Raw genomic sequence first — 23932 nt, 5'->3', positions numbered from 1 at the left:
TTGCGAATAGCACTAGCTCACACTTTTCTTGCCAGCCTCACCTACTTCTGCCTATCGTGATCCCAGCCGGATCTGGGGGCGGGGGAATGCATGACGTTGCGTGCGGCACTGTTTTTCATGGTCACGCACGCGCTCGTCATTGCCTTGATCGGCCCGCAGGACCCGGTTGGCTCCTACCTGATGCTGATCACCGCCCCCCTTCTGGCCGCTCTGGCCTGCGTGCGACGCGCGCGCGACAGCCAGGCGGCCTGCAAGTGGCGAACGCTGGGCGCTGCCGTCGGCCTGTTCTCGCTGGCCCTGCTGGCCCTGCTGTATCGCAATGTGGCCGGCCTCAGCCCTGCGCAGATGACCGCCTCGTCGCTGATCCTGTATGTGTTCTACCGGATTCCGCTGACCTACGTGGCCGCCAGCCCAGGCGGCGGCAACCGCTGTATCCGTGCGGTGGACCTGACGGTCATCGCGCTGCTGTGGTTGCTGTACTTCGTGCATACGCGGGCGATGGCACACCTCAACACCGCATTGTGGACGCAATGCCTGCACACCCTGAGCAACGTGCAGAACAGCCTGGTGTTCTGCTTCGCGCTGATCCGCTTCCTGGCCGAGGACAATGCCGACCGCCGCGACTTCTTCCGCACGTTGACGATCTACGCGCTCGGCTACTTCCTGATGGCGCTCTACATCAATACCTGGCAGCCGCAGGTACCCGATGGTGGCTGGGGCGACCTGCTGATCAGCGGGCTGTTCGTGCTGCTGGCAGTGCTGGCCGGCAGCACGTACCGCCCACCGGCGGTGGCTGTGCCGCGCAACCTCCGCCGCATCGTCGATGCCGGCGTGCCGCTGATGCTGCCGTTGCTGCTGATGATGGTGGCGCTGCTGGTGGCACGCCTGCAGCCGACCCTGGCCACCGTGGGGTTCATCGGTGCCATGCTCGGCCATGCCCTGCGCAGCGTGCTCACCCAGGTGCAGATCCAGCGTGAGCGCGACGAGCTGGCGCTGCTGGCCCGGCGCGATCCGTTGACCGGGCTCGGCAACCGGCGGAACTTCGATGAGGCGCTCGGCAGCGCGCACGGCCGCGCCCGTCGCCAGGGCGTGGGGCTGGCGGTGCTGATGATCGACATCGACCACTTCAAGCGACTCAACGACACCTACGGGCATCCGGAAGGTGATCGCCGCCTGCAGGCGGTCGCCGCGATCCTCGACGGCTGCCTGCAACGCGGTGATGACCTGCTGGCCCGCTACGGCGGCGAGGAGTTCATCGCCGCCCTGCCCGCGCCCGACATCGGCCACGCCCTGGGCCTGGGCGAGCGCCTGCGCGCCGCCGTGGAAGCCGCCGCCCTGCCCGCCGCCCAGGCCCATGTGACCATCAGCATCGGCGTGGCCTGGCAGGCCGCGCATGACCAGGGTGACCCGCGCAGCCTGGTCGAGCGTGCCGACCAGGCCCTGTACCGGGCCAAGCATGCCGGCCGCAACTGCGTGCACGCCGCCCCGGCCGTCGAGGCCGGGGAACAACACGCCGACCGCCGCGCCTAGACCGCGCGCAGCACCGCCGCACCATGCAGGTGCCCCGCCCCACCCTGCACGCGGAAGCTGGCCACCGTCTGCAGCAGCTGCGCCGACTGTTCTTCCATGCTGCGCGCCGCGGCCGAAGCTTCCTCGACCAGCGCGGCGTTCTGCTGGGTGCCCTGGTCGATCAGATCGACGGCATGGTTCATCTGCTGGATGTCGTCGCTCTGCTGCTGCGCGGCCGTGCTGATCTCGGACATCAGGTCGCTGACCCGGCGCACGTTGACCACAATCTCGTCCATGGTGCGGCCGGCGCTCTCAACCTGCGCGGTACCGGCACCGACATTGGCCACCGACGCATCGATCAGCTGCTTGATCTCCTTGGCGGCACTGGCCGAGCGCTGCGACAGTTCCCGGATCTCGGTGGCGACCACGGCGAAGCCACGCCCGTGTTCGCCCGCACGCGCGGCTTCCACCGCGGCGTTCAGGGCAAGGATGTTGGTCTGGAAGGCGATGCCGTCGATCACGCCGATGATGTCGACGATGCGCCGCGAGGACGCGTTGATCACCGCCATGGTTTCCACCACTTCGTGCACTACGTTGCCGCCGCGCGCGGCGACATCGGCGGCACCACCGGCCAGCTGACTGGCCTGCCGAGCGTTGGTCGCGGTGCGCTGCACGGTCTCGGCCAGGCCCTTCATCGACACCGCGGTCTCCTCCAGCGACGCTGCCTGCTGCTCGGTGCGCTGCGACAGATCGCTGTTGCCCTGCGCGATCTCGGTGGCGCCGACGGCGATGGTGTCAGCGGCGAACTTGATCTGGCCGATGATCGCGGCCATCGCCTCGACCAGCGAATTCACCCCTTCGCACAGCTCGGCGATCGGCCCGTTCTTGTCGGCGGTGGCCACGCGCCGGGTCAGGTCGCCCTCCTTGGCGGCCGCCACCACTTCACGGGTCTGCGCCACGGCACGCTGCATGGCCTGGTTCTCATGCACCTGCGCGGTGATGTCGGTGGCGTACTTGACCACCTTGAACGGCTTCCCGTTGAGGTCCAGGATCGGGTTGTAGGACGCCTGGATCCAGACCTCGCGTCCGCCCTTGCCGAGGCGCCGGTACTGGCCGGCATCATATTCGCCACGGCCGAGCTTTTCCCAGAACTGCCGATACTCGGCACTGCTGCGATACTCAGGTTCGACGAACAGCGAGTGGTGCTGGCCACGCACATCATCCAGGCTGTAACCGGTGGCAGCCAGGAAGTTGTCGTTGGCCGACAGGATGCGGCCATCCATGCTGAACTCGATCACCGCCTGCGACTTGTCGATCGCCGCCAGCTGGCCGGCCGAGTCGGCCGCCTGCAGCTTCTGCGCAGTGATGTCAGTGGCGAACTTGACCACCTTGTACGGACGCCCCTGCCGGTCCAGCACCGGGTTGTACGAGGCCTGGATCCAGATCTCGCGCTGGTTCTTGCCAAAACGCCGGTACTGGCCCGCGTCATATTCGCCACGACCCAGCCGCGCCCAGAAGTCACGGTATCCGGCGCTGCGCGCCTGCTCGGGGTCGACGAACAGGGAATGATGCTTGCCCTGGATCTCCTCCAGCCGGTAACCCATCGCCTGCAGGAAGTTCGCGTTGGCCTGCAGGATGGTGCCATCGAGGGCGAACTCGATGACCGCCTGGACCCGGTGCAGCGCCGCGACCTGCGCCTCCAGCTGGGCACGGCCATCGGCCGCCGCCTCGACGCCGCTGCGGTGCTGCGGTGCCAGCGCGCCCAGCAGGGCGCGCCACGGCGACCAACGGGTATGCAGCTCGGCCGGCGCCTGCGCGCCCGCCGTAAAGCCTGGAATGAGCATTGTCTGATCCTCGGTGTCCGGTAAGCGGTTGCGACCCGACGGGCGGGATGCCCGGCGGCAACTTCAGTTGCTTGGGACTACAGGTACCGGCAGGCACCCCTCGAGCGGCTGGCAAGAACGTCTGGTGCGGGTGCGATCGGCATAAGGAGCGGCGGAACACACAGCGCGGGCCGCCCGTCGGGGGCAGCCTGGGGTCCTGCAGCGGGCGACTTGAGCGGGATCCAGAGGGAATATCGGCGATGCGATCGGTGGCTTTAGCCGGATTCCGCGACGTCCGTCGCATCTTCAGATGCTGCTGCAGGGATGCGGTAGACAATCGCGATGCACTTCACATTCTGCTCACGCGAGACAGGGGCACCGCCGAGCGGTTTCGCCAGGCGCCGGCTGGGCAGGTTCTGCTCGGCACCGGGTGTCGTCAGGGCATATGTCGCGCGTTGTCGCCGTCACTGGGCATGGCCTTGCCCGGCACGCGGATGCAGTTCAAGCGGAAAAGGTTTGCATGACCAACGGGAGATCCGGTGGTAGATGAAACTGGCCAGCATGCAGCGAACCGCAGGACGCTCACTGACACGGAGATCGCATGTTCCCACGCCTGGCCAGTTTCCTCATCCTGGGCCTGTGCAGCAGCGGCGCCTTCGCTGCCGACGCCACCTACCGCCCCAGCTTCCATCCCGACCAGCTGAAGGGCCCGCCTGCCGGGCGCCCGAACGAAGTGCTGGTACTGGGCACCACCCACTTGTCCGGCCTGCCCAAGTCCTTCCAGCCCGCCTTGCTTGAACCGTTGCTGCAGCGACTGGTCGCCTGGAAGCCCGAGCTGATCGCCACCGAAGACCTGTCAGGCCTGCAGTGCGATTTCATGCGTCGCTATCCGGCACGCTATGCGGAGAGCGTGGCCACCTACTGCTTCGACACCACCGCTGCGCAGGCTGCGACCGGACTGGACGTGCCTACGGCGAACACCCAGGCCGAGCACCTGCTTGCGACCTGGCCGGACGAGCCGACGCCCGCCCAGCGTCGTCGGCTCGCAGCATTGTTCCTGGCAGCGGGTGAACGCGGCTCGGCGCAGGTGCAGTGGCTGCGCCTGCCTGCGTCCGAGCGCAAAGGCGGTGATGGACTGACACCTGCCCTGGTCGAGATCCTCGAAAAAGGCCTGGTTCGCCGCAATGAAACCCACCTGATCGCCGCCGAGGTCGCCGCCCGCCTCGGGCAGGAACGCCTGTGGGCCGTGGACGACCACACGGCCGATTCGCCCACGCCCGCCGAGGATGAAGCGGCGGCCAGCGCGGCCATCACCGGTGCCTGGAACAATACGCACTCGCGCGCGCGGCGGGAGGCCGATGAACGCCTCGTGGCCGGTCTGGACAAGCCCGGCGGCGTCATGGCGCTGTATCGGGACTACAACAGCCCGGCGGCGGCGATGGCCGCCTACCAGAGCGACTTCGGCGCGACGCTCGTCGAGCCGTCCTCCAAGGCGTTCGGCCGGATGTACGTCGGTTACTGGGAAACCCGCAACCTGCGCATGGTCGCCAACATCCGCGACGTGCTGAGCCAGCATCCTGGCAGACGCATGCTGGCCATCGTGGGTGCCTCGCACAAGGGCTACTACGAGGCCTACCTCAATCAGATGCATGACGTGCGGCTGGTCAGTGCGGACACGGTATTGCGTTGACGGGAACAGGTGCCGGCCATGCGCCGGCGCTATCCTGCAAGGCCCGATTCGCAGGTGCCGACATGTTGAAAGTGATCGCCGAGGATTTCATCCATCCCGATGCGGTGGACACCGTGCTTCCCCTGTACCGGGAGCTGGTCGCGTGCACGCTGCGCGAGCCGCTCTGCCTCGGCTATGAACTGTTCGTCGACCAGAAGGATCCGGGCCACTTCATCTTCATCGAGCTGTGGCCCGACCGCGCCGCGCTCGACCTGCACTGTGCCAGCGAACACTTCCAGCGCCTGGTGCCACAGATCAATGCCTTCCAGTGTGCGCCGTGCCGGGTCCTGCTGATGGATGCCGTACGGGTGTAATGCCTGCAGCGGGATGCACATGATCGCTGCGGCCATGCCGCCACAGCAACAGGCAGGCCGCAACCGTGCAGGACAGGCTCAGGACCAGCAGCGCGACCGCACCTTGCTGCAACACGGGCAACAACGCCCGTGCGTGCAGGTCGCCGCGCAGCTGTTCGGCGCGTAGACAGGCGGCCAGCGCCAGGCACCAGCCGATCAGGGCCGGAATGAACTTGCGTACCGCAACCGGGTTCCAGGCATTCATGGGGGTTACCTGCGTGAGTGGAGTGCGCGCAGTATTCGCGCGCGTCCTCTCACAGGCTGAGATCAGTCCTCCGCGGCGTCGGGATCGTCACCCGGAAGCTGGGACAACTCGCCCTGCACCTGCACGTTGTTGCGCCCCATCGCCTTGGCCCGGTAGCACTGGGCATCGGCCGCAGCCACCGCCTGGTCCACGCTCATGCCGCCGGCCAGCGGCGCGATACCGATGCTGGCACCGATCCGCAGCCGGTCCTGGTCCCACGGAATGGACAGCGCGGCCAGGGTGTGCAGCAGCTCGCCCCCGATGCGGGCCGCACGCCGTGGCGTACAACCGGACAGGATGACCGCGAATTCGTCACCGCCCAACCGCGCCACCACGTCCGAATCGCGCACGCCATGGCGCAGCACGCTGGCCACCGCCCACAGCACGGCATCGCCGGCCAGATGGCCCCAGGTGTCGTTGACCGGCTTGAAGCGGTCCAGATCGATGTACATCAGCGAGGCAGCTTGGCCGGTGCGCTCCACGCGGGTGATCGCCTGCTGCAGGTGTACCTCGAAACCGCGGCGGTTGCTCAGTTCGGTGAGCGGATCGATCTCGGCCAGGTGGCGGGCTTCGCGCTGGCGTGCCCGCTGCTGGGTGTCGTCGCGCAGCACCCACACCGCGCCGCGCACGTGGCCTTCGTCATCGCGCAGCCAGGCGCGGGTCAGGTCCACCGGCACCGTTGCCGTGCCCAGGCGCAGCAGCAGGTCGGCGTGCAGGTCCACCGCGTTGCTCTCCGGGTCCAGCAGCACCGTCACATCCAGTACCGAACCGGGCGCGTACTCGGTGGTCAGCGCCAGCACGTCCTGAACCTTGTGCCCGGCCAGCGACAATGCGCCATCACCGGCCAGGGTGCGCACCGCAGCCGCGTTGGCGTAGTCGATGCGGCCATCAAGGCTGACGCTGAGCACCAGGTCGGCCACCGCATCCAGCGTGATTCGGCTGCGTTGTTCACTCTCGAACAGGCGCTGCTCGCTGCTGCGCTGGGCGGTGATGTCCTGGATCTGCGACACGAAATGCAGCGGTTCGCCATGCTCGTTGCGCACCAGCGACACCGACAGCCGCGCCCAGATGATGCGACCGTCGCGGTCGAGGTAGCGCTTTTCCAGGTGATAGTGGCTGCGTCGCCCGGCCAACAGGTCCTGTACCAGGGCCAGGTCGGTCTGCAGGTCATCGGGATGGGTCAGGCGCTGGAAATCGACCTGCAGCAGCTCTTCTCGCGGGTAGCCTAGTATCCGGCACAGCGCGTCGTTGACATCCAGCCAGCGTCCTTCCAGCGACACCAGCGCCATGCCCAGTGCGGCGGAGGTGAACGCGCCAGCGAACTTCTCTGCCGAAAGTCGTGCTTCGGCGCGTGCCTGCAGGATCTCGGTAATGTCGATGGCCATGCCGACGTAGCCGATGCGCGTTCCATCGGCACTCTCCATGCGGCTGATCGACAGGCGTACCTGGCGTGACTGGCCATCCTTGCGCAGCAGCGTCCACTGCCGCGAGTAGGTCTGCCCGTCGGCACGCGCGCTCAGCGCCTCGAACACGCCGGGAAGATTGCCATCAGCATCAGCCAGCGGCTGCAACCACGCTTTCAGTTCGGCTGGATCGTGGAAGGCGTCGAGCCGGCGCTGGCCGACCACCTCCGCCGCGCTGTAGCCCAGCAGGCGCTCCGCCCCCGTGTTGAACAGGGTGATGGTGCCATCGGTATCGGTGGCGATCACCGCCACCTCATCGGACGCATCGACCACGGCCTGCAGGCGCTGCCGGGTCTCGGCCGCGTCCTGCCTTGCCTGCTGCAGTTCGGTGACATCGGCATGGGCACCGGCCATCCACAGCGGCTTGCCCTGCCCGTCCCATTCAAAGACCCGGCCACGGTCCTGGATCCAGATCCACTGGCCGTTCCTGTGGCGCATGCGCAGCAGGCAGGCGTAGTTGTCGCTGCGCCCTTCGAAATGGTCGTCCAGCGCTGCATCGGACAGCGCAATGTCATCGGGATGGACCAGCTTCAGGAACGTCTTCTGGCAGATCGGTTCCAGCTCATCCAGGCGATAACCGACAATCTCGGCCCAGCGCGCATTGACCCGCATCTCGCCGGTCTGCACGTTCCATTCCCAGGTACCCGCAGCGGTACCGTCGATGATCATCGCCAGCCGGCGACGCTCTTCAGCCAACGCCTGCAGGCGGCGCTCCAGCAGTCCATTGCCGTGGGTGCCCTGGCCCGGCATCACTCCGGTCCCCTGCCGGCACGGGCAGGCGCCGACCGCAGCGAAGCACTGCGGCCTGCAACGAAGACGGCGGGTCGTGCTGGCGTCATGGTCCTCCCCAGCGACAGCGGGGAGGCCAAACGCCCCCCTCAGGCGCAAGTGTGCGCAATCACGGGGAAAACCGACAAGCCCCCCGCCCCGGATCAACCGTGACGGGGGGCACGATCCTCAGCTGCGCTTGGCCCGGGCAAAGGCTTCGGCCAGGGCATTGTTGGCCGGCGGCGCAGACTGGGCCGGACGGCCGCCAGCGCCCTGGCCGCGGTTCGGTCCACGGTTCTGGCCGCCAGCGTCACGGCGCGGCCCTTGGCCCTGGCCCCGCTCATCGCGCTGGCCCGGGCGGCTGGTGGCCTGGCCCGGGGTATCGTCCAGGCGCCGGGTCAGGGCGATGCGCTTGCGCGCCACGTCCACCTCCAGCACCTTCACCTTGACGATGTCACCGGCCTTGACCACGTCGCGCGGGTCCTTCACGAAGGTATCGGAGAGCGCCGAGATGTGGATCAGGCCGTCCTGGTGCACGCCGATATCGACAAAGGCCCCGAAGGCGGCCACGTTGCTGACCACGCCCTCCAGCACCATGCCCTCGCGCAGGTCCTTGATGTCCTCGACGCCCTCGGCGAAGCGCGCCGCCTTGAACTCCGGGCGCGGGTCGCGGCCCGGCTTTTCCAGTTCCTTCAGGATGTCGCGCACGGTCGGGACGCCAAAGGTGTCGTCGGTGAACTGTTCTGCCTTCAGGCCACGCAGGAAGCTGCCGTCACCGATCAGCGCCTTGATCGGGCGCGCGGTGCTGGCCACGATGCGCTCAACCACCGGATAGGCTTCGGGGTGTACCGCCGAGGCGTCCAGCGGCTGGTCGCCATCGGCGATGCGCAGGAAGCCGGCGCACTGCTCGAAGGTCTTCTCGCCCAGGCGCGCGACCTTCAGCAGGTCCTTGCGGCGCTTGAACGGGCCGTTGTCGTCGCGATGGCGCACGATGTTCTCGGCCACCGTGGCCGACAGGCCGGACACCCGGGACAGCAGCGCGGCCGAGGCAGTGTTCACGTACACGCCCACGGCGTTTACGCAGTCCTCCACGCGCGCGTCCAGCGCCCGCGCAAGGCGGTACTGGTCCACGTCGTGCTGGTACTGGCCGACACCGATCGCCTTGGGTTCGATCTTGACCAGTTCGGCCAGCGGGTCCTGCAGGCGACGAGCGATCGATACCGCGCCACGCAGCGACACGTCCAGCCCCGGGAACTCCTTGGCCGCGAACTCGGAGGCCGAGTACACCGAGGCGCCCGCCTCGCTGACCACGACCTTCTGCAGCTTCGGGTTGGCGGCAGCCTTGATCGCTTCGCCGGCCAGCTTGTCGGTTTCGCGGCTGGCGGTGCCATTGCCGATCGCGATCAGCTCCACGTTGTGCTTGGCGCACAGCTGCTTGATCGTCTGCACCGACTGGTCCCACTGGCGACGTGGCTCATGCGGGTAGATGGTGTCGGTGGCGACCAGCTTGCCGGTGGCATCGACCACGGCGATCTTGCAGCCAGTACGGATGCCCGGGTCCAGGCCGAGTACGGTCTTCGGGCCGGCCGGTGCGGCCAGCAGCAGGTCCTTCAGGTTGTCGCCGAACACCGCGATGGCTTCGGCTTCGGCCTTTTCGCGGGCCTGGTTGAACAGGTCCAGCAGAAGATGGGTGTGCAGCTTGGCGCGCCAGGTCAGGCGGCAGGCATCCAGCAGCCAGCGGTCGGCGGCACGACCCTGGTCGGCGATGCCGGCCTTGCGTGCCACCCGACCCTCGGCGTACTGGTGGCCCGCTTCGGCATCGCTGCCCGGGTCCAGTTCCAGGAACAGGATCTCTTCGCGGCGCGCGCGGAACAGCGCCAGCAACCGGTGCGAGGGAATCTTCGCCAGAGATTCGGCATGTTCGAAATAGTCGCGGTACTTGGCGCCTTCGGTTTCCTTGCCCTCGGCCACGCGGGCACGGATCACGCCGGTCTCGCCCAGCCAGGTGCGCAGCTCGCCAACCAACGCGGCATCTTCGCCCCAGCGCTCCATCAGGATCGCGCGGGCGCCTTCCAGCGCGGCCTTGGTGTCGGCCACACCCTTGTCGGTATCGACGAAGGTTGCCGCGAACGTCTGCGGGTCCTGCGTCGGATCGGCCAGCAGGCCATCGGCCAGCGGCTCCAGACCGGCCTCGCGGGCGATCTGGGCGCGGGTACGGCGCTTGGGCTTGTAAGGCAGGTACAGGTCTTCCAGCCGGCTCTTGGTATCGGCGGCCAGGATGTCATTGCGCAGCTCGTCGCTGAGCTTGCCCTGCTCGCCGATGCTGGCCAGCACCGCCGCACGGCGGTCCTCCAGCTCGCGCAGGTAGGTCAGCCGGGTTTCCAGGTTGCGCAGCTGGGTGTCGTCCAGGCCACCGGTCACTTCCTTGCGGTAGCGCGCGATGAACGGAACGCTGGCGCCCTCGTCGAGCAGGCCGACGGCGGCGCGTACCTGGGCGGACTGGGCACCGATCTCGTCGGCGATGGTCTGGGCGATCTGCTGGGCGAGCGCGCTCTGGGCGTTCTTGGCGTCGTGCATTGCTTCAGGTCTGAGCCGCGTTACGGGAAGACCCCATTCTGGCAACCGACGACGGAGCCGGACAAGGCATTGACAGGGGACGGGGTTCAGCGGCGTAGCCGGAGTGGACGCCGGCATCCTGGCAAAGAGCGGGCGCGGACTGGCCCGGGGCTGGGATGCCGGCGCGGGCGCGCGATGGTGGGCGCGCCCTGCCGCGTGTTGCGAAGGTCAGCGGTAGTGGCGGGCAGCGCGCTGCATGACGATCTCGTCACGCATGCCTTCCAGGGCCATCAGGCGAACCTTGCCGACACCCTGCAGTTCCATGAACCGCTCCGTGTAGAACTCCGGCCCCAGCGCGGTGTCGGCGCGGGATTTGCTGAAGCCGTAGGGCACCACGCCCTTCTCGCCATCCTTGCTACCACCGACATAAAGAACGATTGCCATGTGATGTATTCCTCCAAATTGCTACTGCGTACTGCACTCGATGAGCGATGCTGCGAGCTCATCGGGGGAGAGCTTACCGCGTCGAACCTGACTGGAACGTCACGAAGGCTAATGACGATCGGTTGCATGCAGATGACCGCGGGATCGCAGCACAATGCTTACGGATCTTTAACTTCCGGCTAACGAATCCAGGGTCGTTCCCGCCAACGGCGAAGCCCCTCGTGGGTGGTCGCGAAATGCGCTTCATGTGATTAGGTCGGTCGGGGTGGGTTCGCAGGACACGCCGTGAACCCGTCCCTGGGGGCTCGATGGCGCCATCCATGGCGCCAACGGTCCCGCGCACCCACCCCGTCCGGCCCCTGACAGTTTTTCGGGCACGTTCACCCACGGAAAAGAAAAAAGAGGATCAAAAGCAAAAACAGCTTGGCTGGCCGCTTTTTGTAGAGCCGAGCCCGCGCTCGGCTGCTTTCAGGCCAGTCCGCGAAGCCGAGCGCAGGCTCGGCTCTACACGAGCAAGCGCAGCGCGCGACCCGCTTTTGCTGTTCTTTATCTCTTCCGTGGCTGGACGCGCACGGAATCTGTCAGCGGCCGGGAGGGTGGGGGTGGCGGGGTATCCGCGGCATGGGTCGGGCGCATGCGCCCGACGGGTTGGGCAGGACGCCCAACCCCGGTCTTGCCGTGTGCGCAGGACAGCGCACACGTGCAAGCCGCGGCCAAGCCCCCATGGATGGGGTCACGGCGTCCGCGCTGGCCCCACCCACCCGGCCAGCCCCCAGGAAGCAGGCATTCCGCGACCAAGCCACGAGGGGCGGTGCCGTTGGCTGGAAACTACGGCCACCAGCCTTGCCCGAACCGGGCGAAATGATCGGCCGCCCGCTCGAACGGATTGCGCGCACTCACCCCGCCACACAGCAGGTACACCGGCAGGTACAGCGGCCCCAGCACCATGTACTGGTAGACATGCGCACGCTCATGGTCGTCCAGCCGGATCAGCGGCTCCACGCCCCACCCCGCCTGATGCGCGTAGGTCCGGCAGGAAATGCCAAGATCGTGGCCCGTGTGCAGGATCACATTGCCCAAGGTGATCGCCCCACCCGGCCCCCACGGCCAGCGGTCGAACACCAGCGCGCAGTCACGCCGGCTCCAGCGCAATGTCGCGCCGCCGAGCATGCCGGCCAGCCCACCCATCAGGCCGATCAGGGTGTTGGGCAGGGTCCACACCGCGCCCAGCACCTGCAGCGCGCGCAGCCAGATCGGCCAAGGCCGGGAGGCGGTGTTCAATCGGCCTCGTTCGGCATCAGCAGCCACAGGATCAGGTAGACCAGGATGCCGGGGAAGGCCGCCGAGGCCAGCGACAGCAGCACGTAGACCACCCGCAGAAGGGTGGCATTCCAGCCGAAGCGATGGGCAATGCCACCCATCACGCCGGCGATCATGCGGTCGTTCAATGAACGCGACAGTGTCTTGGGCGTGGTGTTCATGGCGGCGGCTCCGGGCAACGGACAGGGCAGTCGAGCGTGGCTCGACTCTACACCCTGCCCATGTCTACGGCGTGCGGTGACGCAGCGCCTGCAGGCGCGCACCGAACCAGGCGGCTGCGGTCTGTTCAGGCTGCCCCGGGCACTGGATGCGATAGGGTTTGCCGCTCATGCTGCTCTGGCTGGCGGCGCGCTCGATGAACTGCTCGGCGCTGTCCACCATGTCCTTCTTCAGCAGATAGTCGTACTTGCGCTGCAGATGCGCGCGCGCATCGCCGCCGTCATACCAGCTGCCATTGCGCTGGAACCGGCACTGGGAGCCGTCCAGGCTGGCGATCAACTGGGCGATCTCCCGCCGTGCATCCGCACTGGGTGCGGCCTGGGCAAGGGGCGCTGCCAGCAGTACCGCAAGAATCAACAAAATCCGGTACGTCATCATCCCTCCAAGTCAGTCGAGCAGGGCTCGACTCTACAGGTCGCGCGCCTTCAGCCAACCATCGATCGTGGCCGGCACTTCGCGCTGCGCGCGCCCGGACACGTAGATGCCGATATGGCCACCGCGGAAACTGGACTCGGTGTAGTCGTCCGTGCCCAGGCGCCCGCGCATCGCGCGCGAGGCGTCCGGCGGCACCAGATGATCCTGCTCGGCGTAGATGTTCAGCACCGGCAGCGTCACCTGCGACAGATCCACCGCTTCCTCGCCGATCCGTACCGTGCCCTTCATCAGGCCATTGGCCTGGTAGAACTGCTTGATGAAATCGCGGAACGCCTCGCCCGCCAGGTCCGGCGAATCGAAGATCCACTTCTCCATGCGCAGGAAGTCCTCCAGCGCCGCCTTGTCATCGAGGATGTCGAGCAGGCCGACGTACTTCTGCACGTTCAGGCGGAACGGCTTGAGCATCAGGTAGCTGGCGTTCATCAGGTCGGCCGGGATGTTGCCCAGCGTATCGACCAGCAGGTCCACGTCCACCTGCCGCGCCCAGTGCGAGAGCATGTTGTCGGCGGTCTGGAAATCGACCGGGGTGACCATGGTGATCAGCTTGCCCAGCTTCTGTTGGCGCAACGCTGCGTAGCACAGCGCGAACACGCCGCCCTGGCAGATGCCGAGCAGGTCGACCGGGCCACCACTGCGCACGCGCAGCGCATCGACCGCTCCGTCGATGTAGCGCAGCAGGTAGTCCTCCAGGGTCTGGAAGCGTTCGGACCGGTCCGGGTAGCCCCAGTCCAGCACGTACACGTCCTGGCCCAGCGCCAGCAGCTTCTGCACCAGCGAACGGTCGGCCTGCAGGTCGACCATGTACGGCCGGTTGACCAGCGCGTAGACGATCAGCAGCGGCGTGCGCCGGGTCGGCGCCTGCTCACCGACGAAGCGATACAGCACCACCTTGCCGTCGCGCCAGACTTCCTCGCGCGCGGTCACGCCATAGTCCACGTCTTCCACCTGCGGCAGCAGCTTCAGCCCTTCCATCAGCTTGCGCTGCATGGCCAGGCTCTCCTGCATCAGGTCATCGGCGTTGAAGCCCAATGGTCCCTTCATCGGTCACGCGCCCGAGCGGAAGCGCGAGGTGCGGCCTTCTTCGCAGATGTCTTCTTTGCAGATGTCTTCTTCGCAGGCGCCTTCTTTGCCGGCGCGGCCTTCTTCGCGGCCTTGCGCGCAGTTGGCTTCACCTTCGCCGGCGCCGGCTGCGCCACCGGATCGACCTCAGCGGTTCCGGCCAGCACAGCCACCTGCGCCTGCAGGCGGCGCAGGCTGCGCTCCAGCTCGGCGATGCGGCGGTGTGCGGCATCCATCTCGCTCCGGGTCGGCAGGCCGATCCGTTCACTCATCTGTTCCACCTCCCGCTGCAGGCCGGCGCGCAGGCGCATCTGCGCGTTGCCCAGCGAGGCGTACACCTGCTGGAACGGTTCGGACATGGCGACCTTGGCGTAGGCCTCCTCGGCAACTTCGATCCACAGGTCGAACATCGCGCGGGCGCTGGTCAGCTGGCTGCCGGGCTGTTCGTGCTCGGCCAGGCGCTGCTCGAACAGCGCAAAGGCTTCGTCCAGTGCCTGCTTGATCTGATCGACATAGGCGCGCGAATGCTGCTGGTATTCCTCCTGCGCACGCAGCAGGGCCTGCCAGCGCGCCTGGTGCTCGCGGCTGGGGCCGAATGCCGGGCTCTGCAGCCACGGGCCCGCCTGCAGCTGGAACTGCTGCAGCCAGGCGGCGAATTCGGGTATCGCGGCGCCGGCGTGCGTGCTGCCACGGGCGCCCTGCAGCATCCACTGGAGCATGCCGTCGCCCTGCCCCTGCACCGCCTCGCGCCAGGCCTGGGCCACATCGGCACTGCTGGCGTCGCGGCCCGCAAACCGTGCGGCGACCTCCTGCATGGTGCCGTACCAGCTGCCCGCCTGTTCGCGGAACCGGCGCACGGCATCTTCCGGCGCGCCCTGCGCCTGCTCGGGCAACAGCTGGCCCCACCAGTCGAACAACCGCTGCCAACTGCCGGGATCGTCACCGGCGGGTGCGCCGGGCGTGCTCGCATGGCGCAGGGCATCGCCCCAGGCGCCGAAATACTGCCGGGCCAGGGTTTCGAAATCGCTGCTGCCGGTGTCGTGGGCCGAGCTGGTCATCGCAGGCCTCCGCAGGGCTGGCTCATGGCTTGGGAATACGCAGGGTCTTGCTGATCATCAGCGACCCGGACAGGGCGAACAACAGCACCATCGGGTGCAGCTGCCACGGGCCGATCTGCCACTGGCCGAACCAGATGTTCTGGCCGATGGCATCGGTGCCGGCGGCAATCGCCAGTACGATCACCAGCACCAGGCTGGTCGGGATCGGGGTGCCCTCGAAATACGTGACCTTGCCCTCGTCGCCGGCGAGCGCCTCGGCAGTGACGTTGTAGCGTGCCAGGCGGCTGACGCCGCAGCAGACGAAGTAGCTCAGCACCAGCCAGTCCCAGCCACCCTGCATGCCGCAGGCATAGGCCAGCGCCGCCGGCGCCACGCCGAAGGAGATCACGTCGGACAGCGAGTCCAGCTCGCGGCCCAGGGTGGAGCTGGACTTGCGCCAGCGCGCGATGCGCCCGTCGAGGGCGTCGAAGATGAAGGCCAGCGGGATCAGCGCCATGCCGAACAGCAGATAGCCGCGCTCGCCGTCCTGCAGGAAGCGCATCGCGGCAAAGACCGCACCGGTGCCGCAGAAAGCATTGGCCAGGGTGAACCAGTCGGCCAGCTGGAATTCGCGCAGCATCGAGAAGTGACGTTTCATGGGGTCTCACGGAGCATCAAGGCCCACAGGTTACCGCGAGCGCCGCCGCTGGCGACAGCGCTGGCTCAGCCGATCCTTCACCGCCCCCTCACCCGTCCTCACTGGCGGTGAATTTTTCGCCACCCATCTTGACAGCCTAGGGGGGTGGCGCCTGTCGGGGCTTATCCACAAAGTTGCCCACGCGTAATCCACACCCCCTGTGGACAACCAGATCTCACCGACTGCGACGGTGGACATTTCCTCATCACTCTTCCGCGGGGTTTCCCTACTTCCCAAGCCGCAGAGTCGGCGCTATGGTCACCGGCGGGCCCGCCGCCGCCGCGTCCGATTCCTGGTGACGGGCGGCGATGATGCCGGAGTGCTTCCACCTGCCGCTGGCGCAGCGGCCCTGAAGTGGTAGAGCCGGCCGCTGGCCGGCTGCCCCGACCGTTCCGCGTTGCCGGCCAGCGGCCGGCACTACCCAGCCTGCACCCGCCGCCAGCGCTCGAAACAGAACACCTGCATCACCAGCATCGCCAGCAACCCCAGCGGCCACGCCCACCATACGCCGGCCAGCCCATGCCGCGCCTGCAACCACATCGCCAGCGGCAGCTCCAGCAGCAATACCGCCGTCATGCCCAGCAGCGCTGGCCGCCATACCGTGCCACTGCCGCGCATCACCCCTACCAGCACGGTGCTGCCGCCCATCGCCAGCACGCCCCACGCCACCGTGCGCAACTGCAGCGTGGCCAGTTCACGCGCTTCGGCAGCCACCAGGATCAGGCCGGTCAGCCAGGGCGCAAGCGCCATCACCAGCAGCACCACTGCACTCAGCATCGCCAGTCCAAGCAGCACGCCGGTGCGGGCGATGGCGGGCAGCCGTGCCGTACGTCCCGCGCCCATCGCATGCGCCGCGAGGATGGTGGCGGTAATGCCCAGTGACATGGCCGGCAGCTGCACCCAGCTCATCAACTGGTTGACCGCACCGTAGGCGGCCGTGGCCGTGTAGCCGTAGCGGTTGATCCAGCCCAGCAATACGATCTCGGCAATGGCCAGGCTGAGCATCTGCAGCGAAGACGGTACGCCGATGCGCAGCATCGCGCGGATGAGCGCGCCATCGAAACGGATGACACGCAACAGCTCACGCCGTGGTGCCAGGGGATGTCCTACCCGCTGCCAGCGCCACAGCAACCAGCCCAGGGCCAACAATGAGGCAAACGCCGCCGATACAGCCGCACTGGCCGACCCCAGCCGCGGCAGGCCGGCCCAGCCCAGGATCAGCAGCGGCGTGCACAGCAGGCCGACCACCGTGGCCAGCAGCAGCGCCTGCAGCGGCGTCTTTGCATCGCCCACCGCGCGGCTCACGGCAGTGGCCAGCCACAGCAGGAAGAACACCGGAGCCGCCAGCAACAGCACGCGCGCGTACACGATGGACTCGCCGAGGATCGCTGCCGGCGTGCCCAGTGCCGCCAGCAGCTGTGGCGCGAAACCGCCGCCCAGGGCCATCACCGGCACCGACAACAGCAGGATCAGCGCCACCGCGCTGCCGGCCACCGCGCGCGCCTGTTGCGGGCGGCCCGCGCCCCAGGCCTGGCCGATCAGCACCATCGCGCCCGTGGCCAGGCCCATCACCAGGGCCAGCAGCAGGAAAAAGACCGGGAAGAACGCCGCGGCCGCAGCCACCGCCTGTGTGCCAAGCAGGTGGCCGAGATAGATGTTGTCCAGCGTGCCTGCGGCCAGCTGCAACGCATTGGTCAGCAGCATCGGCAGCAGCAGCGTCAGGTAGGTGCGCCACAGCGGGAGTGCTGCCGGAGGTGTCGGATGTACAGGGGGACTCATGGGATTCTCTGGGCAAAGCGCCGCCCTGCCCGGCGTTTCCGCCAGCAAAGCAAGCACAGGGGAAGCGGGCCGCGGCCCGCGATCAGATGACGCCGTCGCTCAGCAACAGCGCGATGGCTCAGCCGTCAGCGTCTTCGAACGCCAGGCGCAGGGCGTGGTCGCGCACATCCCTGGGCCAGGAATGCAGCGCCGCTTCCAGGCCCGCGCGGTCATGCGCGAACAGCACCCGAATGGCCTCCTCGAAGCCCGGCAGGTCACCGGCGATGGCCTGCAGGAAGTGATAGGTACGCTCGCTGTGGCGGCGCTGCCGATCCTCGTCGGCACCGGCACGGCTGGCCGCTTCCACCAGCCTGCGCAGCACCACCGAAGCCCCACCCGGCTGTTCGGCCAACCACGCCCAATGCCGCGGCAGCAGCGTCACTTCGCGGGCGACCACGCCCAGCCTGGGGCGGCCACGGCCACGCGGGGTTGCGGGCGCCTCTCCGGTAGTGACGTCGGCATCCGCCTCCACGGCGGAGGGAAACGCTTCGGTCACCCGTGCCAGCAGCTCTGTGTCGCTGCCGCGCGTGTCGAAATCGCGGGTTCGCCCGCTGGCGTTGTCGAACACCAGCAGCGGACCGGCTGCGTTGTCGGCACGCAGCTGTTTCAACGCCAGCGCTGCCACTTCCGGGGTACCGGAAGCGACCAGGCGATGGCCGTCGAAACAGCTGAAGGGAGGAAGTCGGGACACAGGCATGGCAATGGCATCAGAGGCGATGCGCGAATATTGCCCGGGTAATTTAACCGAGTCAATATTGTCCGGGTATTAATTTGCCAGAAGAGCGTGCCAACCAAGGTTGGCACCCACCCGATTCGTCACCTCACAGCCGGCTGTAGGACCAGCTGACCATGCGGCCGTCCTTGTACGGCATCACGCCGTGGAAAGGGCGCGGGTCGGTGTCGAACACCAGCGGCAGGAAGTTGCGGTCGCCCTCCCACATCGGCAGCGTGTCCAGCTTGTCCAGGTCCACCCACTCCAGCGTGCCTTCATGGTTGCCGCCGTGCGGGGTGCCTTCGAAAGTATCGATGACGAACACGAAGCCCAGCCAGTCTTCACCGTGCTTGCCGAAGCCCGGCCAGCTGAGGGTGCCGCGCAGGCGCATGCCGGTGCAGTCGATGCCGGCTTCCTCGGCGATCTCGCGACGCATGCTGGATGCCACGTCCTCGTCCGCTTCGATCTTGCCGCCCAGCCCGTTGTACTTGCCCAGGTGGTGGTCACCCGGACGGGTGTTGCGGTGGATCATCAGCACCTGGCGACGATCAGGCGACAGCACGTAGCCCAGGGTGGCGACGATCGGGGTGTACGGCATGGGCGGCATCCAGCGGCAGGTCAGCCGTGGATTATGGCCGATCAGCGCACCAGCGACAGGCGGCGCTCGGCGGGTGTGCCTGCGCCATCGGGATCGCGGCGCAGGGTGGCCACGCCGTGACCGCGCTCGGCCAGGTATTCCAGCCACTTGCCGAGGAAGGTGTTCATCCGCATGCGGTGGCTGATCAGCTCGGCCGGCGGCGGGTACAGGCCCATCGTGTCCTGCCAGCGGCGGCCGACGTAGCAATGGGTGGTCTCGGCCTGGCGTGCGTCACGGTAAAGACGCACATACGCCGAGGGATCCGGCTCACCGGTGACCGGGTCGGCCAGGTCGTAGGTCAGGCGCAGTTCCACCGTGTAGCGGTGGCACTCGATCACGTCCAGGCGTACGTCCAGGCCGTCGCCGATCGAGGAAATGTAGCTGCCCGCCACCAGTCCGGCCGGTTCGAACAGGCGCACCAGATGGCGGTAGTTCTCCGCGTACAGGCCCATGAGCCAGCTCAGCCGGCTCAGGCGGGGAATGCGTTCGGTGCGGGGCGAGGCTTGGGCCATGGGTCGATCCTACACGTTGGTGCTTCAACGTGGGGGCGCCTCAAGCCACAGCCAACCCGTCAGCGACGATCCCCGTGTAGAGCCGAGCCCATGCTCGGCTGCTGTTCGGGAAGAACCCGGCGGCCCAGCCGAGCGCGGGCTCGGCTCTACAGGGCGAAGTGCAGCGCGCCGGAAAGGCTCAATACAGCTCGCGCTGCAGCCCCAGCGTCGCCAGCACCTTGCTGGAAATCTCCTCGATCGAGGTATGCGTGGTGCTCAGGGTCGGGATCCGCTCCATGCGGAACATGGTCTCGGCCGCAGCCACCTCGCGCTTGCAGGTCTCCAGGTTGGCGTAGCGCGAGTTCGGACGGCGCTCCTGGCGGATCTGCTGCAGCCGGTCCGGATCGATGGTCAGGCCGAACAGCTTGCGCCGGTAATTGCGCAGTCGCGGCGGCAGGCGATCGCTTTCCAGGTCTTCGTCGGTCAGCGGGTAGTTGGCCGCGCGTACCCCGTAATGCAGGGCCAGGTAGATGCAGGTCGGCGTCTTGCCCGCGCGCGACACCGCCACCAGGATCACGTCGGCATCGTCGTAGTTCACCGCGATGCCGTCGTCATGCGTCAGGGCGAAGTTCATCGCGTTGATGCGACGGTGGTAGGTATCGAAATCGACCATGCCGTGGGCCTGGCCGACCCGGGCCAGGCGCGGGCTGGCCAGTTCACGCTCCAGCGGCTCGATGAACGGCGCGAACACATCCAGCATCAGCGCCCCGCTGTCGGCCAGGATCAGGCTCAGGCTCTGGTCCACGCAGGAGTTCACCACGATCGGCCGGACCTGGTAGCGCTCCCCTGCCGCCTGGATCCGGGCACAGGCTTCACGCGCTTTTTCGGGGTCGTCGACAAACGACATGCGGTCGGTAATGAAGCTGAACCCGGAGAACTGGGTCAGCAGGCTATGCCCAATGGTTTCAGCGGTGATACCGGTTCCATCGGAAACGTAGAACACCGGACGGATGGTCGACATGCGCGCTTTTACCCCCTACGAAGCTTAAAAAGGCCGCCAGCACAAGCTTGTGCCGACGGTGCTCTGCCCGGCATCATATCGGCTTCTTCCTACGGACGCGGCCACTCAGCCCGCCTCGGGCGATGGCCAAACGGAGCATCGCGCTTGAACGAGAACATCCTGTGGTTGCACGAACTGCGTCTGGCCGATCTGGCCCGCGTAGGCGGCAAGAATTCGTCGCTGGGCGAGATGATCGGCAACCTGGCCGGTCTGGGCGTTTCGGTGCCGGGCGGTTATGCCACCACCGCTGAAGCCTTCAAGGACTTCATTGCGCACAACGATCTGTCCAAGCGCATCTTCGACAGGCTGGCCACGCTGGACGTCGAGGACGTCAACGCGCTGACCGCCGCCGGCAAGGAAATCCGCAGCTGGGTGATCGATGCGCCGCTGCAGCCGCAGCTGGATCAGGACATCCGCACCGCCTACGCCAAGCTGAGCGCCGACAACGGCGGCGGCGACGTGGCCGTGGCCGTGCGTTCCTCGGCCACCGCCGAGGATCTGCCGGATGCGTCCTTCGCCGGCCAGCAGGAAACCTTCCTCAACGTCACGGGTGCCGACGACGTCGTGCACAAGGTCAAGGAAGTGTTCGCCTCGCTGTACAACGACCGCGCCATCGCCTACCGCGTGCACCACGGCTTCAAGCATGAGGACGTGTTCCTGTCCGCCGGCGTGCAGCTGATGGTGCGTTCGGGCGTCGGTTCGTCCGGCGTGCTGTTCACCCTGGACACCGAGTCCGGCTTCCGCGACGTGGTGTTCGTCACCTCTTCGTTCGGCCTGGGCGAAATGGTCGTGCAGGGCGCGGTCAATCCCGACGAGTACTACGTCTACAAGCCCACCCTGCAGGCCGGCAAGCCGGCGATCCTGCGCCGCTCGCTCGGCAGCAAGGCGATCCGCATGGTGTATTCCGATGTTCCGGGTGAGCGCGTCAAGATCGAAGATACCCCGGTCGAACTGCGCAACACCTTCTCGATCAGCGACGAGGACGTGCAGGAACTGTCCAAGCAGGCGCTGGTCATCGAAAAGCACTACGGCCGCCCGATGGACATCGAGTGGGCCAAGGACGGCGTCAGCGGCAAGCTGTTCATCGTGCAGGCGCGCCCGGAAACGGTGAAGTCGCGCAGCCACGCCACCCAGATCGAGCGCTTCGCGCTGACCGAAAAGGGCGGCAACGTGCTGGCCGAAGGCCGCGCCGTCGGCGCCAAGATCGGCTCGGGCGTGGCCCGCGTGGTGAAGACGCTGGACGACATGAACCGCGTGCAGCCGGGCGACGTACTGATCGCCGACATGACCGATCCCGATTGGGAACCGGTGATGAAGCGCGCTTCGGCCATCGTCACCAACCGTGGCGGCCGTACCTGCCACGCCGCGATCATCGCGCGCGAGCTGGGCGTGCCGGCCGTGGTCGGTTCGGGCAACGCCACCAAGGTGATCGAAGATGGCCAGCTGGTCACCGTCAGCTGCGCTGAAGGTGATACCGGCTTCATCTACGAAGGAAAGCTCGGCTTCGAGCGCACCACCACCGATCTGGGCAACATGCCGCCGGCACCGCTGAAGATCATGATGAACGTGGCCAACCCGGAACGTGCCTTCGACTTCGGCCAGCTGCCGAACGCCGGCATCGGCCTGGCCCGCCTGGAAATGATCATCGCCAGCCACATCGGCATCCACCCGAACGCGCTGCTGGAATACGACCGCCAGGATGCGGCGACCAAGAAGAAGATCGATGAGAAGATCGCCGGCTACGGTGATCCGGTCAGCTTCTACGTGGACCGCCTGGCCGAAGGCATCGCCACGCTCACCGCCTCGGTTGCACCGAACCCGGTGATCGTGCGCCTGTCGGATTTCAAGTCCAACGAGTACGCCAACCTGATCGGCGGCAGCAACTACGAGCCGCACGAAGAAAACCCGATGATCGGCTTCCGCGGCGCCAGCCGTTACGTCGACCCGAGCTTCTCGGCCGCCTTCGCGCTGGAGTGCAAGGCCGTGCTGCGCGTGCGCAACGAAATGGGCCTGGACAACCTGTGGGTCATGATTCCGTTCGTGCGCACCCTGGAAGAAGGCCGCAAGGTCGTCGAGGTGCTGGAACAGAACGGCCTGAAGCAGGGCGAGAACGGCCTGAAGATCATCATGATGTGCGAAGTGCCGTCCAACGCACTGCTCGCCGACGAGTTCCTGGAGATCTTCGACGGCTTCTCGATCGGCTCCAACGACCTGACCCAGCTCAGCCTGGGCCTGGACCGCGACTCGTCGATCGTCGCGCACCTGTTCGACGAACGGAACCCGGCAGTGAAGAAGCTGCTGTCGATGGCGATCAAGGCCGCACGCGCCAAGGGCAAGTACGTCGGCATCTGCGGCCAGGGCCCGTCCGATCACCCGGATCTGGCCGAATGGCTGATGCAGGAAGGCATCGAGTCGGTGTCGCTGAACCCGGACACCGTGGTCGATACTTGGCTGCGCCTGGCCAAGCTGAAGGCCAACGGCTGATGCCGTAATGGGCTGACGTCGCTTTCATCGATGTCCGCCCATACTGCTGCCGCACGCAAGCCCCGCCTCTGCGGGGCTTGCTGTTTCTGGCGTCCGTGCACGCCACGCGCACCTCGCGCCTGTCCCTCAGCAGCAAAGGAACTCCCGCATGATCGCCGCCGCCCGACCCGCCCCCGCCGCAACGCCCTGGTTCCACTCGCTCAACTGGGAGCGCCTGCTGGAAACCTACGGCGTACCGTTGCTGGCCGCGATCGTGGTGCTGCTGGTGGGCCTGTGGGTGGCACGGCGCCTGTCCAACGCGATGCCGCGCGCTACGGCTCGCATGGGCGTGGACCCGATGCTGGGCAGCTTCCTGCGCAACGTGGTGTATGCCGCATCGCTTGTGATCGTGGTGGTGCTGGCGATCGGCACGCTGGGCGTGCAGATCACCCCGTTGCTGGCCGTGCTCGGTACCGCTGGCCTGGCCGTCGGCCTGGCATTGAAGGATTCGCTGTCCAACATCGCCTCGGGCGTGATGCTGGTGACGCTGCGACCGTTCCGCGTGGGCGATGTGGTCACCGTGGCCGGACAGACCGGCACGGTGCGCGAAGTGCGCATCTTCCAGACCGTCATCACCGGTGCCGACAACCAGCACACCACCATTCCGAACACGTTGATCACCGCTGCACCGATCATCAACCTCACCGCCGAACCGACCCGCCGCGTCGAACTGGTGATCGGCATCGGCTATGAAGACAACATCCAGCTGGCGCGCGATACCGCGCTGGCGTTGATGAAGGCCGACCCACGCGTGCTGCAGACACCGGCACCGGACGTGGTGGTGTATGAGCTGGGCGCGCACGCCATCAACCTCGGCATCCGCTGCTACGTGAAGTCGGCCGACTGGTTCGGTACCAAGGTCACGCTGCTGGAGCAGCTGAAGCTGGGCTTTGACAAGGCCGGCATCAACATCCCGTACCCGCAGCAGGACATGCACCTGTACCTGCATGGAAAGGATGGCGGCGTGATAGAGGCTGACGCGCTGGTGCGCGACAAGCCCTGATCCATGCCGGTAGTGCCGACCAACGGTCGGCA

The 23932-nt window shown here is 67.1% G+C and carries 21 protein-coding genes; 6 read left to right on the top strand and 15 right to left on the bottom strand.

Going from position 1 to position 23932, the window contains the following annotated elements; genetic code table 11:
- The first annotated feature begins 90 nt into the window (after positions 1-90).
- Positions 91-1530, top strand: a complete 1440-nt coding sequence (locus tag J3A72_RS11195; RefSeq protein ID WP_075075597.1) for a GGDEF domain-containing protein — start codon at positions 91-93, stop codon at positions 1528-1530.
- On the opposite strand, the gene J3A72_RS11190 is transcribed toward J3A72_RS11195, so the two are convergent.
- On the bottom strand, positions 1527-3353 hold the full coding sequence (locus tag J3A72_RS11190) for a methyl-accepting chemotaxis protein (RefSeq protein WP_075075596.1): 1827 nt from the start codon (positions 3351-3353) through the stop codon (positions 1527-1529). The genes J3A72_RS11195 and J3A72_RS11190 overlap by 4 nt on opposite strands.
- A gap of 580 nt (positions 3354-3933) precedes the next feature.
- Here J3A72_RS11190 and J3A72_RS11185 point away from each other — a divergent pair.
- From J3A72_RS11185 to J3A72_RS11175, 3 genes are all read left to right on the top strand, one after another.
- Complete coding sequence (locus J3A72_RS11185; protein WP_100450265.1) at positions 3934-5022, top strand: DUF5694 domain-containing protein; 1089 nt, start codon at positions 3934-3936, stop codon at positions 5020-5022.
- Between the two features lie 62 nt (positions 5023-5084).
- Complete coding sequence (locus J3A72_RS11180) at positions 5085-5375, top strand: putative quinol monooxygenase (RefSeq protein WP_075075594.1); 291 nt, start codon at positions 5085-5087, stop codon at positions 5373-5375.
- Positions 5376-5394: 19 nt separating this feature from the next.
- Entirely contained in the window at positions 5395-5541 is a 147-nt protein-coding gene (locus J3A72_RS11175; protein WP_154582529.1) for a hypothetical protein, read from the top strand.
- Positions 5542-5681: 140 nt separating this feature from the next.
- Here the strand turns inward: J3A72_RS11175 and J3A72_RS11170 are convergent, their stop codons facing one another.
- The 14 genes from J3A72_RS11170 to J3A72_RS11105 form a co-directional block, all read right to left on the bottom strand.
- The gene (locus J3A72_RS11170; protein WP_014647539.1) at positions 5682-7871 is read right to left on the bottom strand and encodes a PAS domain S-box protein; all 2190 of its coding nucleotides are present in this window, start codon (positions 7869-7871) and stop codon (positions 5682-5684) included.
- 207 nt (positions 7872-8078) lie between these two features.
- A complete protein-coding gene (locus tag J3A72_RS11165) occupies positions 8079-10466 on the bottom strand; it encodes a Tex family protein (RefSeq protein WP_075075592.1) in 2388 nt (795 codons plus the stop codon).
- 207 nt (positions 10467-10673) lie between these two features.
- Entirely contained in the window at positions 10674-10889 is a 216-nt protein-coding gene (locus J3A72_RS11160; RefSeq protein ID WP_005410085.1) for a hypothetical protein, read from the bottom strand.
- An 828-nt stretch (positions 10890-11717) separates the two neighbouring features.
- Positions 11718-12170 carry a hypothetical protein gene (locus J3A72_RS11155; RefSeq protein ID WP_046431279.1) on the bottom strand — a complete coding sequence of 151 codons (453 nt, stop codon included), beginning with the start codon at positions 12168-12170 and terminating at the stop codon, positions 11718-11720.
- Positions 12167-12370: a PspC domain-containing protein gene (locus J3A72_RS11150; RefSeq protein WP_014647543.1), complete on the bottom strand. Its 204-nt coding sequence runs from the start codon at positions 12368-12370 to the stop codon at positions 12167-12169. The genes J3A72_RS11155 and J3A72_RS11150 overlap by 4 nt, the downstream gene beginning before the upstream one ends.
- Positions 12371-12434: 64 nt before the next feature.
- Entirely contained in the window at positions 12435-12803 is a 369-nt protein-coding gene (locus tag J3A72_RS11145) for a YfeK family protein (RefSeq protein ID WP_053495886.1), read from the bottom strand.
- Between the two features lie 33 nt (positions 12804-12836).
- Positions 12837-13904, bottom strand: coding sequence for a class III poly(R)-hydroxyalkanoic acid synthase subunit PhaC (phaC, locus tag J3A72_RS11140; RefSeq protein WP_046431281.1), 1068 nt, complete (start codon positions 13902-13904; stop codon positions 12837-12839).
- A complete protein-coding gene (gene phaE / locus J3A72_RS11135) occupies positions 13901-14980 on the bottom strand; it encodes a class III poly(R)-hydroxyalkanoic acid synthase subunit PhaE (protein ID WP_075075591.1) in 1080 nt (359 codons plus the stop codon). The genes phaC and phaE overlap by 4 nt, the downstream gene beginning before the upstream one ends.
- A 22-nt stretch (positions 14981-15002) precedes the next feature.
- A complete protein-coding gene (locus J3A72_RS11130) occupies positions 15003-15617 on the bottom strand; it encodes a phosphatidylcholine/phosphatidylserine synthase (RefSeq protein ID WP_014647547.1) in 615 nt (204 codons plus the stop codon).
- 456 nt (positions 15618-16073) lie between these two features.
- The gene (locus J3A72_RS11125) at positions 16074-17435 is read right to left on the bottom strand and encodes an MATE family efflux transporter (protein WP_075075590.1); all 1362 of its coding nucleotides are present in this window, start codon (positions 17433-17435) and stop codon (positions 16074-16076) included.
- Between the two features lie 118 nt (positions 17436-17553).
- Positions 17554-18171, bottom strand: a complete 618-nt coding sequence (locus J3A72_RS11120; protein ID WP_032956104.1) for a DUF2239 family protein — start codon at positions 18169-18171, stop codon at positions 17554-17556.
- Between the two features lie 124 nt (positions 18172-18295).
- On the bottom strand, positions 18296-18784 hold the full coding sequence (locus J3A72_RS11115; protein ID WP_075075589.1) for an 8-oxo-dGTP diphosphatase: 489 nt from the start codon (positions 18782-18784) through the stop codon (positions 18296-18298).
- A 41-nt stretch (positions 18785-18825) separates the two neighbouring features.
- Positions 18826-19335 (bottom strand): DUF1249 domain-containing protein, encoded by a 510-nt coding sequence (locus J3A72_RS11110; RefSeq protein WP_032956108.1) that lies wholly within the window; start codon positions 19333-19335, stop codon positions 18826-18828.
- 178 nt (positions 19336-19513) lie between these two features.
- Positions 19514-20335, bottom strand: a complete 822-nt coding sequence (locus J3A72_RS11105; protein ID WP_014647552.1) for a pyruvate, water dikinase regulatory protein — start codon at positions 20333-20335, stop codon at positions 19514-19516.
- 144 nt (positions 20336-20479) lie between these two features.
- Between J3A72_RS11105 and ppsA the strand changes: the two genes are divergently transcribed.
- The gene (ppsA, locus tag J3A72_RS11100) at positions 20480-22858 is read left to right on the top strand and encodes a phosphoenolpyruvate synthase (RefSeq protein WP_032956111.1); all 2379 of its coding nucleotides are present in this window, start codon (positions 20480-20482) and stop codon (positions 22856-22858) included.
- A gap of 148 nt (positions 22859-23006) precedes the next feature.
- The gene (locus tag J3A72_RS11095; protein ID WP_049408109.1) at positions 23007-23900 is read left to right on the top strand and encodes a mechanosensitive ion channel domain-containing protein; all 894 of its coding nucleotides are present in this window, start codon (positions 23007-23009) and stop codon (positions 23898-23900) included.
- Positions 23901-23932 lie beyond the last annotated feature (32 nt).

The sequence above is a fragment of the Stenotrophomonas sp. PvP093 genome, assembly GCF_017876915.1.
Classification (GTDB): domain Bacteria; phylum Pseudomonadota; class Gammaproteobacteria; order Xanthomonadales; family Xanthomonadaceae; genus Stenotrophomonas; species Stenotrophomonas muris.
The sequence above is the reverse complement of the archived record's forward strand: the minus strand, read 5'-3'. Positions and strand labels throughout refer to the sequence as shown.

Excerpts from the sequence above, each read along its gene's own strand:
- J3A72_RS11125 (WP_075075590.1), bottom strand. The coding sequence starts at position 17,435 with ATGAGTCCCCCTGTACATCCGACACCTCCGGCAGCACTCCCGCTGTGG.
- J3A72_RS11180 (WP_075075594.1), top strand. The coding sequence starts at position 5,085 with ATGTTGAAAGTGATCGCCGAGGATTTCATCCATCCCGATGCGGTGGAC.
- J3A72_RS11160 (WP_005410085.1), bottom strand. The coding sequence starts at position 10,889 with ATGGCAATCGTTCTTTATGTCGGTGGTAGCAAGGATGGCGAGAAGGGC.
- J3A72_RS11095 (WP_049408109.1), top strand. The coding sequence starts at position 23,007 with ATGATCGCCGCCGCCCGACCCGCCCCCGCCGCAACGCCCTGGTTCCAC.
- J3A72_RS11130 (WP_014647547.1), bottom strand. The coding sequence starts at position 15,617 with ATGAAACGTCACTTCTCGATGCTGCGCGAATTCCAGCTGGCCGACTGG.
- J3A72_RS11150 (WP_014647543.1), bottom strand. The coding sequence starts at position 12,370 with ATGAACACCACGCCCAAGACACTGTCGCGTTCATTGAACGACCGCATG.
- J3A72_RS11120 (WP_032956104.1), bottom strand. The coding sequence starts at position 18,171 with ATGCCTGTGTCCCGACTTCCTCCCTTCAGCTGTTTCGACGGCCATCGC.
- J3A72_RS11175 (WP_154582529.1), top strand. The coding sequence starts at position 5,395 with ATGATCGCTGCGGCCATGCCGCCACAGCAACAGGCAGGCCGCAACCGT.
- J3A72_RS11115 (WP_075075589.1), bottom strand. The coding sequence starts at position 18,784 with ATGCCGTACACCCCGATCGTCGCCACCCTGGGCTACGTGCTGTCGCCT.
- phaC (WP_046431281.1), bottom strand. The coding sequence starts at position 13,904 with ATGAAGGGACCATTGGGCTTCAACGCCGATGACCTGATGCAGGAGAGC.
- J3A72_RS11145 (WP_053495886.1), bottom strand. The coding sequence starts at position 12,803 with ATGACGTACCGGATTTTGTTGATTCTTGCGGTACTGCTGGCAGCGCCC.
- J3A72_RS11185 (WP_100450265.1), top strand. The coding sequence starts at position 3,934 with ATGTTCCCACGCCTGGCCAGTTTCCTCATCCTGGGCCTGTGCAGCAGC.
- J3A72_RS11165 (WP_075075592.1), bottom strand. The coding sequence starts at position 10,466 with ATGCACGACGCCAAGAACGCCCAGAGCGCGCTCGCCCAGCAGATCGCC.
- J3A72_RS11195 (WP_075075597.1), top strand. The coding sequence starts at position 91 with ATGACGTTGCGTGCGGCACTGTTTTTCATGGTCACGCACGCGCTCGTC.
- J3A72_RS11110 (WP_032956108.1), bottom strand. The coding sequence starts at position 19,335 with ATGGCCCAAGCCTCGCCCCGCACCGAACGCATTCCCCGCCTGAGCCGG.
- J3A72_RS11190 (WP_075075596.1), bottom strand. The coding sequence starts at position 3,353 with ATGCTCATTCCAGGCTTTACGGCGGGCGCGCAGGCGCCGGCCGAGCTG.
- phaE (WP_075075591.1), bottom strand. The coding sequence starts at position 14,980 with ATGACCAGCTCGGCCCACGACACCGGCAGCAGCGATTTCGAAACCCTG.
- J3A72_RS11170 (WP_014647539.1), bottom strand. The coding sequence starts at position 7,871 with ATGCCGGGCCAGGGCACCCACGGCAATGGACTGCTGGAGCGCCGCCTG.
- J3A72_RS11105 (WP_014647552.1), bottom strand. The coding sequence starts at position 20,335 with ATGTCGACCATCCGTCCGGTGTTCTACGTTTCCGATGGAACCGGTATC.